Raw genomic sequence first — 15,540 nt, 5'->3', positions numbered from 1 at the left:
AATAAAAAGCAGCTGAAGCTTGGGTTGCTGAGGCCGCTTTGCGTTTCCGGCTGCTAGTTCGCACACTACAGTTGCATCGCCCGGTTCCCAATGGTAGTGGGTTCCCACTCTCCCACGACAATGCCGGTGCGCTTGATTTCCTTCACGAACGGGTTCCAGTCGGTGAACTGCTCGGGCGAGAAGGTGTGCGGCTCGATGTCCACGTGCTTTACCAGGGAGCGCACGAAAGGCCTAATGTCGTCGGGGCCAAAACCATTGAAGCTATCTGCTACTAGAGCCAGGTCAATATCCGACCATTCGTGCTGCTCGTTGCGGGCGAAAGAACCGAACACAATGGCCTGGCGCAGGGGAATACCCAGTTCCAATAGCTCGGCTAGAAACTGGCGAACTTCGGCTAAGGCAGCGTGCTGAGTAACCATGAGCGTAAGTTGGCAATATCCTGTAACAACGCACGGGTATAGCTTTCCGTTGCCCGTTGATAGGCGATGCGCTGGTAATCCTGGTAACGTCCTTCCATCTGAAACGTGTTCAAATCAAGCGCCACCACTTCTTAAGCGGGCGTAGGCTGCAACGTGGTTTGCTGCCACAACTTCAAAATGTTGTGAATGCGCGGCGGATGGTCGCTGGCATTGTCTTGTACCCAGTGCGCTTTGCTCAGCTTTTCGATAACCAAATGCGCCCAAAACAAGCATTGCAGATACCGTTTGGTTTGCAACAAGTCCTGCGCCGCCAACCAATCCTCTTCGGCCGTTTCCTTCCAGTACAGAATGTGGTCGTGTTTGGTCATGGTTCCAAGCTACTAAAAAGCGGCTGAAACTTGAGTTGCTGTGGCCGCTTTGGGTTTAAGTCTGCTATGGCTTAAGTCAAGCAAATAGCCATATCTTTCCCTGATGCCAAGTTCTTTCAACACACTACGGCCCACGTGCGCATCATCCTCAGCGGGGTGCACGCCTACGTCAACCCGCGCTACCTCGCCCTGGCCCGCAAGCACGGCTTCTCCCTCCACACCATCGAGGGCGACATTGAGGACCTAAGCAAGCTGCTGGAAAGCTAAACCAACCTCATTCAGGGCCAGCAGTACCTTGTGACGAAGGATGGGTTCAAGCTGGTACAGAAGACGTAGTACCCTTTTATCGATTCAGTTAAACTATGAGATTTACACTTTCACTCTTTCTCTTTTTTGTACCCTTTGCTCCTGTTCAACTCAAAGAGAAAACACTTATGAGGAAAATTTAGCCATTTGTACAAAAAGGCTAGGTCATTTTCCGGAGGGAATAGACACAACTGGCTTAGAAGCCAGGAATACAGAGCTTCAATCTGAGGAACAAATCCGCGAGTGTATGAAGGGCTCCGTAGGCCCTGCATTTATGGTGAAAACGTACCGTGGTGATAGTGTCAGCACAGCGCCTATGCAGGGTAAAGCAATGGTTTTGTTCTTTTGGTCAGCCACGCTTGATGATGCTCCCGCCTATTCTAAAAAGTCAGATTTGGCTTCGTTTGCAGCCATGAATGCGCTTTATCGAAAGTATAGTCAGAGCGTCGATTTCCTCGGATTTCCTTTCGATGAATCTGCTACAATAAGACGCCACTTGCAAGCGCATCCTTTAAGTTTTCCTCAAGCTGACGACAATAAATTAAGTGGCAACAAGCACATGGCGTTAACTCAAAACACAACTCCATACGTCATCTTTATTAATACCCAGGGAAGGGTCGTTAAGATAATGTCTGGCGGTTTGACGACAGAGAAACGGACTATACAGGTGTATTCACCAATAATTAAAGCCTGCATAGAAAATTCGCCCTATAGTGAATAAAACGCAACAGAGGCTGAAACTCCTGTAGTTACAGCCTCTGTTGCTTCCACTTTTTGCTGTGTAACTAGTATTTTCTTCTGACAAAAAGCCAACTACTTGCTAGTATTACTTCTGCACTTACTGTAACCCATGCCACAGGTGTAGCGTGTTCTGACGGACATGGAGGGCAAGGCACCGGTGGTGGAAGACAAGGTTCACAGCGAATGCCATCAAAGTATGACCACCAATAGTATCCGGTACAGGCAATCAGTAGGGCTATAAAGAGATATACTTTTGTTGTCCTGCTCATGGTTCTAAAACAAGAATGCCCCCGCTAAAAATAGCGGGGGCATTCTTGTTTTTAGTTGTACGCAAGAAATTACATATGAATCGCACGGTTCTCGGTAGCAGCTAAGCACGCTTCCTTCATAGCTTCCGCGTACGTCGGGTGGGCGTGGCTCATGCGGGCTACGTCTTCGGCGGAGGCGCGGAACTCCATGGCGGTTACGGCTTCGGCGATGAGGTCGGCGATGCGCGGGCCGATCATATGCACGCCCAGGATTTCGTCGGTTTCCTTGTCGGCCAGCACTTTCACGAAGCCATCGAGGTCCATGGAGGCGCGGGCGCGGCCGGAGGCGCGGAAGGGGAAGGAGCCGGTTTTGTAGGCGCGGCCGGTTTCTTTGAGCTGCTCTTCGGTGTAGCCCACTCCCGCCACTTCGGGCCAGGTGTACACCACGCCGGGGATGAGCAGGTAGTTGACGTGGGGCTTCTGGCCGGCAATGGTTTCGGCCACAAATACGCCTTCCTCTTCGGCCTTGTGGGCCAACATTGCCCCCCGCACCACGTCGCCGATGGCGTAAATGCCCCCCACGTTGGTTTGCAGGTGCTCATCGACCTTGATGCGGCCGCGCTCTTCCAGCTCGATGCCGGCCGCTTCCAGGTTCAGGCCCTGGGTGTAGGCCGAGCGGCCCACGGCTACGAGGCAGTAATCACCCTCAAACTTCACTTCCTCGCCCTTGGGGTTGGTGGCAGTCACGGTCACGGTGTCGCCCTCGCGGGTGGCACCGGTTACTTTGTGGCTGAAGAAGAACTCGATGCCGATTTTGCCCAGCACGCGCTTCAGCTCTTTGCCTAGGGCGCGGTCCATGGTCGGGATGATGGTGTCCATGAACTCTACCACCGACACCTTGGCGCCGAGGCGAGCATACACGGAAGCCATTTCGAGCCCGATAACGCCGCCGCCAATTACCACCATATGCTTCGGCACCTCCCGAATGTTCAGGGCCTCGGTGCTGGTGATGATGCGCTGCTTGTCCTGCTGAATAAAGGGCAGCACGGTCGGCTTGGAGCCCGTCGCGATGATGACGTTTTTGGTCTCAATCTGCTGCTCCTCGCCTTCGCCGGTGGGCGTGATTTTGATATGAGTCTTATCAACGAAGGAGCCGAGGCCCTGAATGACGTCGATTTTGTTTTTCTTCATCAGGTACTGAATGCCGTCCACGTTGGCTTTCACCACGCCGTTTTTGCGGTCAATCATCTGATTCATATTCACCTGCAAATCACTCAGCTCAATGCCGTGCTCCTTGAAGGTGGTGTGGGCATTGTGGTAGTGCTCGGTGCTGTCGAGCAGAGCCTTGCTCGGGATGCAGCCCACATTGAGGCAGGTGCCGCCCAGCGTAGGATATTTCTCAATAATGGCGGTTTTGAGGCCAAGTTGGGCGCAGCGGATGGCCGCCACGTAGCCACCGGGCCCAGAGCCGATGACAGTTACGTCGTATTGATTCATGCTAAGAGTGAGTTCATTCAGTGTAAATCAGCGGGGCGAAGGTCGGCAAAAATGCCGGGTACCGAAAGCCGCCGCTAGGATTTGCCCCCCAGACATTAGAGCCAGGTTTTGGAACCGTCATGCAGAGCGCAGCGAAGCATCTCGCGCGTTTAGTGGGATTAGTAATCAGACGTCAGCATGCGAGATGCTTCGCTGCGATCTGCATGACGTTCTTTATAAATAACCCAAGTTGCGAGCTACTGAAGTAGCGCTTTAGAAAACTAGATTTAAGAAGTTAGAAAGCTAGCAGACTAGTTTTAGTATAGTAGTCCGCAACTTAGGTTAAATAACCAGACACGCGCTTAGTCCACCAGCACGCCGATGTAATAATTGAAGGTGTCCACTTCGAGATTTTCGCGGGTAACACCGGGCAGAGCAACCGGCGCAAACTTGGTAGTGGGGCTGATAAACTGATACTCGCCGCCGCGGGTGCGCACGCGGACTGGCATGGCGAAATCGCTCACGTTGGCTACCCAGCGGCAGAAGGTTTTGCCGTTTTCAAAACGAAACTCGAGTACTGGTAGGGTGTTGTGGCGTAGGTACTGATCGAAAACGGGCGTGAGGTTCAGGCCACTTTGCTGGTTGATGTAGCCGATAATTTGCTCGCTGGTCACGGTTTGGTGGTAAAACTGCTGCCCCAGGCCGCGCAGGATATTGCGCCACTTCGCGTCGTCGTTGATGATGGTGCGCACCATGTTTAGCAGGTTGGCGCCTTTGTCGTACATGTCGCCCGAACCTTCCCGGTTCACACCGTAGGGGCCGATAATGGGCCGGTCATTCTGGATGTGGCGGCGCTGCCCGTGCACATATTCCTGGCCGGCGGGCTTCCCAAACAAACTTTCAGTAAACAAGCCTTCTGAGTAACACGTGAACGACTCGTGAATCCACATATCCGCAATATCCTTGCTGGTAATGTTATTACCAAACCACTCGTGGCCGCTTTCGTGAATGATGATGAAGTCCCACTTCAGGCCCCAGCCGGTGGCCGAGCGGTCGGCGCCGAGGTAGCCGTTCTGGTACTTGTTGCCATAAGCCACGGCGCTTTGGTGCTCCATACCGAGGTGAGGCGTTTCTATTAGCTTGAAACCGTCTTCGTAAAATGGATAGGGACCAAACCAGTTTTCCATGGCCTTGAGCATGGGTTTCACGTTGGCCGCAAACTGCGTTTTGGCTTTGGCGAGGTTTTCGGGCAGAACCCAATAATCGAGGGTTAGTTTGCCTTTTTCGCCGGCGTATTCGTCGGCGAAGTGGGTATAGTCGGCCACGTTGAGGGCCACGTCGTAGTTGTTGATAGGGTTGCTCACAAACCAGTCGAAGCGGGTAGCGCCCCCCTTGAGCTTAGTAGTTTTGCGCAGCCGTCCATTCGAAATATCCTTGAGTCCTTTGGGCACCGTCACGCTGATGAGCATGCTGTCGACCTCGTCGGCTTGGTGGTCTTTCGTAGGCCACCAGATGCTCGCGCCCACACCCTGACAGGCGGTAGCCACCCACGGCTTGCCTTTGCTGTCCTGGGTGAATACGAATCCGCCATCCCACGGGGCATTTTTGGCCACAGTGGGCTGACCTGAGTAGAACACCCGAAACTCGGCCCGACTACCCTTCTGAACAGGAGCTGGAAACGTAACAAACACAGCATTGGCTTCCCGCGTGTAGGGCACCGACTTACCCTGATACTCTACCTTATCTACCTTCAGATTGGCAAACAAGTCAAACTGCAACCGAGTAAAATCTTGGGTGGCCGTGAAGTGAAAGAGGTTGGAGCCGCTGATGGATTTGTTGGCCACATCCAGCTTTACATCGAGGTGGTAATACTTGATGTCGTAGCAGGTACGGAGCGGCGTGAGGGTGCCGCGCAAGGAGTCGGCGCGGGTAAAAGCTGGCTTGGGTGGCAGCAGTTGAGCCGAGGCGCTGAGCGAACAACTCAGCAAGGCAGCAAGAAGAAACAGAAAAGAAGAACGCACAGCAGGAGAATTGGAGTATGCGGCAAAGAACGCCAACCTGACTGAAACGCCGCAACCCCGGAACTGCGTAGTAGTGCCCGACTAGCAGCCCCGCCAAAACCGGCGTAGGTTTACAGCCTCATTCCCGTTTAGTTTCATGTCAACTTCTGCTCCTTCCCCTACCCGGCTGTCATTGGTGCTCGCTTTTGCGGCGGTATACATCATCTGGGGCTCCACATATCTGGGTATCCGCTTCGCCATCGATTCTATTCCGCCCCTGCTGATGGCGGGCACGCGCTACGCGTTGGCTGGCGTACTGCTGTATAGCTTTATGCGCCTGCGCGGTGCTCCACGGCCAAGTGCTCAGGGCTGGATTACGGCTTTCATCATTGGGGTCTGTCTGCTAGGCTTCGGCAACGGTGGCGTTACCCTGGGCGAGCAGTATATTCCCACTGGTATGGCCTCGCTGCTGGTAGCCACGGTACCCATGTTTCTGGCGGTACTTGGTTGGATGAGCGGCGTATCGCAGCGCCCGACGGCCTTGGTGGCGCTGGGACTGGTGTTCGGACTGGGGGGCGTTTATCTGCTGGCCAGCCACCCAGGAGCTTCTCACGTGGCCTTACCTGGGAAACAGGGAATAGGCATTACGATGGTGCTGACGGCGGCGTTGGTGTGGGCCATTGGGTCACTTTATTCCAAGAAAAAACAGGCTGCCTCTTCTCCCTTTGTAGCTGGCGGCATGCAGATGATTTGCGGGGGGCTAGTGATGCTGGTAGTTGGCCTGCTACGCGGCGAAGCCAATGGGTTTGAGCTGGCGCAAGTCACAACCAAATCCTGGTGGGCGTATGCTTATCTGGTTTCTTTCGGTTCCATTGTGGGCTTCACGGCCTACATCTGGCTGTTGCGGGTAGTAGAGCCGGCTTTAGCAGGCACGTACGCCTTTGTCAATCCGGTGGTGGCTGTGCTTCTGGGTTGGGCCTTCGCGGGTGAAGCTCTCAATGTAAGTATGTTGGGTGGCGCGGCGCTGATTGTAATAGCAGTAATGCTAGTAGTGCTGGGCGGCCGGAAGGCGCAACCCAAAGAAGTGGAAAATGAAGCCCTTGAGCTTGAAAAAAAGTGATAGGCCAATAAAATGCTTATCACAGACTAATAGCTCGCTTTTAAGACTCAACAGTATAATTTATTTAACATTAAATTGAATTAATAATTTCAGATTGTGTATGTTTACTATGGGCACTCGTCACGCTTAAAGTAGCGGGGCAACGGTGTCGGAATCTTGTCGTATGTATCACCCTACTGCTATTTAGCTACTTATGCCAACTGCTCTCCCCGACATCCGTACCGAAGGTGACATCAAGGTTTTGGTAGATTGCTTCTGCCAAAAGGTAAATCAAGATGCATTGCTATCACCCATCTTTAGCGCGGTGGCCGCTGTGCATTGGCCCAACCATCTTACCTCGCTGTATGACTATTGGAGCAGCGCCTTATTTGGTCGCAACAACAGCACTGGCCAGCCTATTCCCCAACAACTAGCTATGCCAGCCCGCGGCCAATACCAGCGCCAGTGGATTGGCTTGTTCAGCAAGGCGGTGGAAGAAAATTTTGCAGGTGATAAAGCTGAGGAAGCCAAGGTGAAAGCCCGAAGTATAGCCCTTGCCGCTGAGTAGCTTTCCGCCCCCTATCCACAGCCAGATTAGCGTAGCTTAAATCATACGAAAAAGCCCCCCATCTACAATAGCTGGGGGGCTTTTTTGCGTCAATTCTAAACCACTATACTCCTAGCAGCAAACGCGTTGGGTCTTCCAGCAACTCCTTCACGCGCACCAGGAACGACACCGACTCGCGGCCGTCGATGATGCGGTGATCGTAGCTTAAGGCCAGATACATCATGGGGCGAATCACGACCTGCCCGTTCACGGCTATGGGGCGCTGCACGATGTTGTGCATACCCAGAATAGCCGACTGGGGGGCGTTTATGATGGGCGTGCTCATCATCGAGCCGAAAACACCGCCATTGGTGATGGTAAACGTACCGCCGGTCATTTCTTCGATGGTAAGCTTATTATCACGGGCCTTCACGGCTAAGCGAACCACCTCTTTTTCAATACCTTCGAAAGACAACTGCTCCGCGTTGCGAATCACCGGCACCACCAAGCCCTTCGGCGCTGATACCGCGATACTTACGTCGCAGAAGTCGTTGAATACGATGTCAGTACCGTCGATCTGAGCATTTACGGAAGGGAATTCTTTCAGCGCTACGCAGCAGGCCTTTGTGAAGAAGGACATGAAGCCCAAGCCAACCTGATGCTTCTCCTTGAACTTGTCTTTGTACTTCGTGCGCAGGTCCATGATGGGCTGCATATCCACTTCGTTGAAAGTGGTGAGCATGGCCGTCTCATTTTTCACGGCCACCAAGCGACGAGCCACGGTCTTGCGTAGGTTGCTCATCCGCTCGCGGCGCTGGACACGCTCGCCAGCTGGTTGAGCGCTGGCTGGAGCGGCGGGCTGTGCACTGGCTGCAGGTGCGGCAGCCGGAGTTGGAGCTGGTGCAGCCGGACGAGCCTGGGCATTTTGCGCGTCTTCCTTGGTAATGCGACCATCGCGGCCGGTGCCTTGCACGTCAGTAGCGGCAATGCCTTTCTCACCGAGGATTTTGCCGGCAGCCGGCGAAGGAGTGCCCGTGGCGTACGTAGCGCTACCCGAAGCGGCAGCGGCGGCAGGCTGAGCCGACGTTGAACTTGCCCCCTGGGCGGCGGCTGGCGCGGGTGCAGCCGGAACTGCTCCCGTAGCCGCGCCACTACCGCCTTCAATGCGGGCAATGACCGTTCCGATGGCAATCGTCTGACCTTCCTGGGCGGCGTGGCGCAACGTACCAGCGGCCTCGGCGGGCAGCTCAAATGTCGCCTTGTCCGATTCCAGTTCGGCAATTACTTCATCACGCTCTACTTGGGCACCGTCAGCTTTCAGCCACTTAGCTACCGTTACTTCCGTGATGGACTCGCCCACGGCCGGAATCTTCATTTCCTTCACCTCGCCACCGCCAGAAGCCGGGGCGCTACCGCCCGTGGCGGGCGCAGTAGGTTTATCGGCTGAGCCAGCGACTGAACCGCCGTAACCTGATTGGTCACTGGCCTGAGGATTTTGCTCACCCTGAGTAATCGGATCTTTTGCCGACTGGGGGGCTTTTTCAGCCGATGAGCCTTGGCTGCCGTTGCTGCCCGACTCCTTTTGGCCGGGCGCTACGGGGTCAGCCTGAGGCTGGGCTAGCGTGGCATCTTTGGCCGGTGCCGCGCCTCCAGCGGCCGGAGCAGCGCCATTGCCTTCGCCGCCAATGTTGGCAATGACAGTACCGATACCAATCGTTTCACCTTCGGCCACCAGAATTTGCAGCGTGCCATCCGCCTCGGCGGGCAGCTCAAACGTGGCCTTATCCGATTCTAGCTCGGCAATTACTTCGTCGCGCTTCACGGCCGCGCCGTCGCTTTTGAGCCATTTGGCAATGGTCACTTCGGTGATAGATTCGCCGACGGCGGGGATTTTAATTTCCAGACCCATAGGTGGAACGGTTGAAGAGTTTCGGGAGGGTGATAGTCTAGGCAGCAGGCATGCTCGCTGCCACAATTACTGATGAATCAAAAAAGCCAGTTATGTCGAAAATATAATATTGGGGGGCTTTTTTAATGAACCTACGAGTGCGCGAACGGCTAGTTCGCGCACTCAGTTAGTCCTGCTTTTTTGCTACTTCTACGGTGCCTTTGATATTTTCGGCGTCTACCTCTGCCGACGCAATGCCAAAGGCGCGGGCCACAATATCCTTCTGCTCTTTCACGTGCACCTTATTGTAGCCGGTAGCCGGCGAAGCCGACGGCTTGCGGGCAATTACGTCTTCCAGCTCGCGCCGCATAAAGCGAAGCAGGTAGTTCCAGTAGCCCATGTTCTCGGGCTCTTCCTGAACCCAATATATTTTGGCCTTCGGGTACTTGGCTAGCTCTACGTTCAGCTGCTTTTGGGGGAAAGGATGCAGCTGCTCCAGACGCACAATTGCAACGTCTTTATGCTGAGACTTTTGCTGCTCCTCTAGCAAGTCGAAGTACACTTTACCTGAGCACAGCAACACCCGCTTTACCTTTTTGGCATCGGCGTACACATCGCCCAATACTTCACGGAAATTGCCCCCCGTAAACTCTTCCACCGGCGACACGCACAGCGGATGGCGCAGCATCGACTTGGGCGACATTACTACCAGCGGCTTGCGGAAGCTCCAGGTCAGCTGCCGACGCAGGGCGTGGAAGAAGTTGGCTGGGGTGGTAATATTGGCTACCACAATGTTATTCTCGGCAGCAAGCTGAAGGAAGCGCTCCGGGCGAGCGTTGGAGTGCTCCGGGCCCTGGCCTTCGTAGCCATGGGGCAACAGCATCACTACTCCGTTCATCCGTTGCCACTTGCTCTCCGACGACACAATGAATTGGTCGATCATGGTCTGGGCGCCGTTGGCGAAATCACCGAACTGGGCTTCCCAAACCACCAGAGCTGTGGGGTTGGCCATAGCGTAGCCAAACTCGAAGCCCAGCACGGCATACTCACTCAGCAAGGAGTTATAAATCCGCAGCTTTTCTTGTCCTTCCTCAATGTGATTCAAGGAGTTATATGGCGCCGAAGTCTCTGCGTCGTGCAATACGGCATGGCGGTGCGAGAACGTGCCGCGCTGGCAATCCTGCCCGCTTACGCGCACAATGTGCTGCTCCTGTAGTAGAGAGCCATAGGCCAGCAGCTCGGCGGCGGCCCAGTTGAGAATGCGCGTCTCGAAGAACATCTTGCGGCGTTCCTCCGTGAGCTTCTCAATCTGCTTCAGCGGGCGGAATCCTTCGGGCAGCGTAGTTAGCGCTTTGCCAACTTTGGCAATGGCTTCCTCACTGATGCCCGTCTCGGGCGACTGCTCGAAGTCTTCGTTTTTGGCGCGGCGCAGGGTGCGCCATTCATTTTCGAGAGCCTGATAATTATACGGCAGCGGCTTCTGCTTTACCATATCCAAGCGAGCCTGCAGCATCTCGCGGAACTCGCGGTCCATCTGGTTGGCCAGCTCGGCATCTACATCCCCACGCTGCACGAGCATGGTGTTATAGACTTCGCGCGGATTCGGGTGCTTCGAGATGATGTTGTAGAGCGTGGGCTGGGTGAACTTAGGCTCGTCCGACTCATTGTGACCGTGGCGGCGATAGCACACCATATCAATGAAGATATCGGCGTGAAACTGCTGACGATACTCCGTGGCCAGGCGCACGGCAAATACCACAGCCTCAGGGTCGTCACCGTTTACGTGCAGCACTGGCGCATCAATAATCTTGGCTAAGTCAGTGCTGTAGATGCTGGAGCGAGCGTCCTCGAAATCGGTGGTGAAACCAACTTGGTTGTTGATGACGAAATGAATGGTACCACCCGTTTTGTAGCCTTCCAGCAGCGACATCTGCGTCAGCTCGTAGCCAATGCCTTGGCCGGCTAAAGCTGCGTCGCCGTGAATCAGAATGGGCAGAATCTGGTGAAAATCGTCGCTGTACTGGTGCTCGATTTTGGCGCGCACAAACCCCTCTACTACTGGATTAACTGCCTCTAGATGTGAGGGGTTGGGGGCCAATTTCAGGTTTACTTTGTGCCCGGCTTCGGTATCCACTTCCGAAGAGTACCCCATGTGGTACTTCACGTCGCCGTCGCCCATGGTCAGGTCGGGTACGGCAGTGCCTTCAAACTCCGAGAAGATCTGCTCGTACGTTTTGCCCATGATGTTGGCCAGCACGTTCAGACGGCCGCGGTGGGCCATACCAATCATCACTTCGCGCACCCCCAAATCGGCGGCTTTGTTGATGATGGCATCCAAAGCGGGAATGGTGGTTTCGCCGCCTTCCAGCGAGAAGCGCTTCTGCCCCAAGAACTTGGTATGCAGAAAGTTCTCGAATACAACAGCCTCATTCAGCTTACGTAGGATGCGCTTCTTGTACTCAATACCGGGGTTGAAGCTCAATGAATCCTTCTCCACCTTATCCCGGAACCAGTCCAGAATTTGGGGGTCCCGGATGTACATGTACTCGAAGCCGATGGTCCGGGTATAGATCTTTTCCAGCGCCGCTACGATGTCACGCAGTTTGGCGGTAGTGCCTAAACCCAACAACTCTCCATTCTTGAAGGATGTATCGAGGTCAGATTCCGTCAAGCCAAAATCAGCGATGTCGAGGCGGGCTTTACGGTCTTTGCGCTCCCGTACAGGGTTAGTACGGGCTCTTAAATGCCCCCTGCTTCGGAAAGCGTGAATCAGGTTGCGAACCTGCGTTTCCTTATCGGCGGCTACTGTATCCACAGCGCGCACTGTTTCTGCTTCATTGGTAGAAGCAGGTGTAGTTAGCACCCCTGAACCAGTGGGCTGACCTGTTTGGCCATCTCCATCCGCAAACTGCTGGGAAAAGTCAAAGCCTTCAAAAAACTTACGCCAGCCAAAATCCACCGATTCGGGATCTTGCTGGTATGTTTTGTAAAGCTGATCTATGTAGTCGCCGTGGGCATTGGCGATGTAAGAGTAAGCGTCCATTCGTAAAGGAGCTAAGTGAGTCAGGGCAAATGTATATAGCTTATGACAAAGCTAAAAACCCATATTCGGTTCTACAAATACGCCTGTAATTCAACCGATTACTTTTTAGACCGCAATCGTTACGTTTTGCGGTGTAGCCAATCTATTCAAAATAAAAGGAAAGCCCTTCCTCAACGTGAGGAAAGGCTTTAATAAGTTGAACCGACGCAGCCCAGAAATTATTGTGGTAGGAATGTCTTGAAAATGCGGTAAGGCTGGTCCTGCTTACCTACTCCTTTGTTCCAAGTAGGGGTTTTATGAATGGCGGAGGTTGTAAAATACAAATCGCCATTAGCAGTAATAGCATAGGTATCGGGCCACTGAAGTCGGGGCTCTTTCGCTATCGTTTCCAGCTTGCCGGCCGGTGTGCGGCGCATAATGGCGTTGTTCTCGAAGGAGGTGAGATAGACGTTGTCCTTAGCATCGATTTCCATACCATCAGTGGCGGGCATGGCTCCTACTTTCTCTACCTGGCTGCCTAGCTGAGCCGAAGACAAAGCTGCATTGCGAAGCGCCTCCGTTTTGATGCGGTAAAGTGAATGGCTGGTGAGCGGCGACCAATACAAGTATTCACCACTCCGACTCAGAGCGATACCATCGGCATGCAAGGCCATGGGCTTACCCATCGGGTCGATCATTGGGTGGCCATCTGCCTTTAAAGTCAGGCCCGGCTCCGGATGCACGGAAGGATGATCGGCCAGTAGGCGGCGCGAGTTGCCAGTTTTTAAGTCCACAACTACGATGGCGCCCATTCCTGACTCAGTGATGTAAGCGAAGTTGCGCTGAGTGTCGATACGCACATCGTTCAAGTAAGACTTACGCGGCGCCACCGATGCGGGGAAGCTGATGTTCTGAACAACTTTATTGGTCTTGGGGTCAATCTTCACCAGTTTGGGGCCGCCGGGTACAGTGGCTTTCAGGCCGGGCGAGGCAGGATCGAGCACCCATAGTATACCGGCCTGATCGACATGCACACTTTGAGGGCAGATCCAATGCTTCTGGGGCTCATTGCGGACGGAGTCGTTCCAGATGCACCAGCTGGCATCGGGATAAGGTTTCACGGAGCCATCAGTGCCGACGACCGCAACAGGATTAACAGGATTATTATCCCAACGCGGGAAAACGCCAAAGACCCGGCCATCGGGCGCTACCGCCACCCCAACAATCTGAGGTTCGCGAAACTCGGCTACGACTTGCAGCGGTGAGTTGGCAGGAGCAGCGGTTTGGCTGGTAGCGGTTGAATCGGAGTCGGTGCTGCGGGAAGCACTTTCACTGGATGGTGATGAGCAGCTTACCACCGATCCTAATAATAACAGACCGGTACACAGGGAAGTAGCCGAGCGCAAAACGCTGGCCGGGGCAGTAGTAACCATCATAGCTGAAGAGAAGAGTAGAATACCTGAAAAAGAACGAATCCACCTGTTTTTACGCCAGCAGGCCGATGCTTTCTTACGGCCCGACACAGGTCAGGTTTATAACGTAGGCGCACTTCATGCAAAGGAGCAATGAGTTAGAAATCACATACAGGCGTTCTGATGCTCAAGAGCTTAAGTTAAAGGGGGATATAAGAGCTAAGCGAATTCGTATAAAATAAGGGCAATTTTTAATCAATTACCTACCAAAAACAGCGCTTTCGTCCTCTGCGAGAGGCCATTGATATACTACCCAAATTCTAGAGCAACCTTTTTTTATAAGTTAGGGTTAACACTTTTCGTCCGCGCAAATATGTGGTCGGCCCATCCTCTTCGGGCGAGTAGAAGAGTCACCAGATCAACTGTCATGTCTATTGCGTTATTCATCCTAACACTCCTTTTCCCTCCCCAAACCAGTACCTCCGCTCCGCTTCCCCTTATCCCTGCTGTTGCCAACCTGACACCTAGGCACATTATATTCGACACGCCAACACCCGTAGCTGCTGTGTTGCCCCGTCGCTTACCCGGTTATAAAGTAACGGCCACCGTGTATTGGGCCGAACCCGGGCAAACTGATTCTGATCCGCTGATCACGGCCGACAACTCCCGCATCAAACGTAACCACTCAAGCAAAGACCGCTGGATAGCTTTATCGCGAGACATGCTTAAGCAGAATGGTGGCAAGTTTGAATACGGTGATTTAGTGCATGTTAGCGGCATTTCCCCTTCTCTTGATGGGGTGTATGTGCTGCATGACACGATGAATCGTCGCCTACGCCGCACCATTGATTTATTGGTGCACAAAGACGAAAAGCTGTATGGCAAATGGGACAACGTGCGCATCAGCCGCGTGGCCAAGCCTGAGCTGCAATGGCAGGCCAGCTAAGCTGCCCGCCCCCAAATTTGCCCCCCAGACTATCTGTTTCTATTCCGAACCAGATGTATAAGTTGTCATCTCGCGGGGTTTCCCATCGGGCTGATACAGAAAGCTTAACGGCTCGTCCGCATCGCTCAGAATAGCGGTGTACGGTATGTGCCAGCGCTTCCACATTTCCTGCAGCGACTGTGCGTAGGCTGAGTTTAGCCAAGGCGCAAAAATGCCCCCCGTCACATCGTCGATGAGCGTATCGTAGGTTAGGTGCTGGTCGCCGGGCCGCTGAGGACGCACAAAGTAATCGGGAATCACGCCGAACAGATAGGCCGCGTAGTAGACGCGGGCCTTGAACTCGGCCACCTGAATAGGGTGTAGCGGACGCTGTGCGTCGGTATACACTTGGCGCATGGCTTGCCGAATGATGCCATTATCCATCAGACAAGCCATCAGCACCACATTATCGAGCTTGATACTGAACACCATGGTGGTCAGGTCGTCGTCGTACTCAAAAGCGATGGTGTCTTCGTGCGGAGCGACTTCCAGAACAAAGATAGAGGCCGGCGTAAAGTCTTCAAACTCGATGGGAACACGCAGAGCCTGAAACGTTTGGAAAAACGCTTGAAAACGACGAAACATCTGCGCGTTTTCGGCGAGTGGGTAGAGCGGCTTTACCAGCGGGTCGAGTTCCGTGAGCAGCTCGGTGGTAAGAATGCCATAAAACATCTTACCTAGCCACAAAAACAGCGTTTTTTCGGGCAGCGCCTGCCAGGCAGCCAAACCTAGCTTGGCTGTTTCTTCCATTTGCGCCTCCAAGGGCTCCACATACTGCATGCGGCACTGCGCACAGCACGGAATTTTAAGCTCCGGGTAGAAACGGATACTTTGGTCGAGCAGCAGAATCTGCCGTTCTGCCAAGCCGTAATGCTGCTGAAGCCAATCGGCAAATACCGGCACTGAGTCGGTGGCCGGATCGGTGGGCGAGCCGCACAAAAAGCAGTGTTGGTCGCCAAACTGCATTCGGGCAAACGGATCGTAAAGCGTGAGGTCGGGCGGTGTGTTGGCAGGCATGTGGCGCAAAGG

At 54.0% G+C, this 15,540-nt stretch carries 13 protein-coding genes; 5 read left to right on the top strand and 8 right to left on the bottom strand.

Translation table 11 applies throughout. The features are described from left to right. Window positions 1-65 precede the first annotated feature (65 nt). Together H8B13_RS04485 and H8B13_RS04480 are read right to left on the bottom strand one after the other, a co-directional pair. Entirely contained in the window at window positions 66-419 is a 354-nt protein-coding gene (locus H8B13_RS04485) for a nucleotidyltransferase domain-containing protein (protein WP_187309655.1), read from the bottom strand. Window positions 420-550: 131 nt separating this feature from the next. Then, entirely contained in the window at window positions 551-787 is a 237-nt protein-coding gene (locus tag H8B13_RS04480; RefSeq protein WP_187309654.1) for a HEPN domain-containing protein, read from the bottom strand. A 135-nt stretch (window positions 788-922) separates the two neighbouring features. Here H8B13_RS04480 and H8B13_RS21135 point away from each other — a divergent pair, with 135 nt between their 5' ends. Both H8B13_RS21135 and H8B13_RS04475 read left to right on the top strand, forming a co-directional pair. Beyond that, complete coding sequence (locus H8B13_RS21135) at window positions 923-1,054, top strand: hypothetical protein (RefSeq protein WP_261990239.1); 132 nt, start codon at window positions 923-925, stop codon at window positions 1,052-1,054. 286 nt (window positions 1,055-1,340) lie between these two features. After that, window positions 1,341-1,814, top strand: a complete 474-nt coding sequence (locus H8B13_RS04475; protein ID WP_187309653.1) for a TlpA family protein disulfide reductase — start codon at window positions 1,341-1,343, stop codon at window positions 1,812-1,814. A 358-nt stretch (window positions 1,815-2,172) separates the two neighbouring features. Here H8B13_RS04475 and lpdA read toward each other — a convergent pair whose 3' ends face one another. Both lpdA and H8B13_RS04465 read right to left on the bottom strand, forming a co-directional pair. After that, window positions 2,173-3,579 (bottom strand): dihydrolipoyl dehydrogenase, encoded by a 1,407-nt coding sequence (gene lpdA / locus H8B13_RS04470; protein ID WP_187309652.1) that lies wholly within the window; start codon window positions 3,577-3,579, stop codon window positions 2,173-2,175. A gap of 341 nt (window positions 3,580-3,920) precedes the next feature. Further along, complete coding sequence (locus H8B13_RS04465) at window positions 3,921-5,579, bottom strand: M1 family metallopeptidase (protein ID WP_315985104.1); 1,659 nt, start codon at window positions 5,577-5,579, stop codon at window positions 3,921-3,923. A 136-nt stretch (window positions 5,580-5,715) separates the two neighbouring features. Between H8B13_RS04465 and H8B13_RS04460 the strand changes: the two genes are divergently transcribed. Both H8B13_RS04460 and H8B13_RS04455 read left to right on the top strand, forming a co-directional pair. Beyond that, entirely contained in the window at window positions 5,716-6,678 is a 963-nt protein-coding gene (locus tag H8B13_RS04460; protein ID WP_187309651.1) for an EamA family transporter, read from the top strand. A gap of 193 nt (window positions 6,679-6,871) precedes the next feature. After that, window positions 6,872-7,225 carry a group III truncated hemoglobin gene (locus tag H8B13_RS04455; protein WP_187309650.1) on the top strand — a complete coding sequence of 118 codons (354 nt, stop codon included), beginning with the start codon at window positions 6,872-6,874 and terminating at the stop codon, window positions 7,223-7,225. A gap of 103 nt (window positions 7,226-7,328) precedes the next feature. Here the strand turns inward: H8B13_RS04455 and odhB are convergent, their stop codons facing one another. From odhB to H8B13_RS04440, 3 genes are all read right to left on the bottom strand, one after another. Further along, entirely contained in the window at window positions 7,329-9,113 is a 1,785-nt protein-coding gene (odhB, locus tag H8B13_RS04450) for a 2-oxoglutarate dehydrogenase complex dihydrolipoyllysine-residue succinyltransferase (RefSeq protein ID WP_187309649.1), read from the bottom strand. A 166-nt stretch (window positions 9,114-9,279) separates the two neighbouring features. Beyond that, window positions 9,280-12,135, bottom strand: a complete 2,856-nt coding sequence (locus tag H8B13_RS04445) for a 2-oxoglutarate dehydrogenase E1 component (protein ID WP_187309648.1) — start codon at window positions 12,133-12,135, stop codon at window positions 9,280-9,282. Between the two features lie 218 nt (window positions 12,136-12,353). Beyond that, entirely contained in the window at window positions 12,354-13,550 is a 1,197-nt protein-coding gene (locus H8B13_RS04440; protein WP_187309647.1) for an L-dopachrome tautomerase-related protein, read from the bottom strand. Window positions 13,551-13,953: 403 nt separating this feature from the next. Between H8B13_RS04440 and H8B13_RS04435 the strand changes: the two genes are divergently transcribed. Then, entirely contained in the window at window positions 13,954-14,472 is a 519-nt protein-coding gene (locus H8B13_RS04435; RefSeq protein ID WP_187309646.1) for a hypothetical protein, read from the top strand. 39 nt (window positions 14,473-14,511) lie between these two features. Here H8B13_RS04435 and H8B13_RS04430 read toward each other — a convergent pair whose 3' ends face one another. Then, entirely contained in the window at window positions 14,512-15,528 is a 1,017-nt protein-coding gene (locus H8B13_RS04430; protein WP_261990238.1) for a hypothetical protein, read from the bottom strand. Between the last annotated feature and the right edge of the window lie 12 nt (window positions 15,529-15,540).

Source organism: Hymenobacter sp. BT188 (assembly GCF_014333585.1).
GTDB lineage: Bacteria > Bacteroidota > Bacteroidia > Cytophagales > Hymenobacteraceae > Hymenobacter.
Note: the sequence above shows the minus strand (reverse complement) of the source record. Positions and strands in the feature narration are given on the sequence as shown.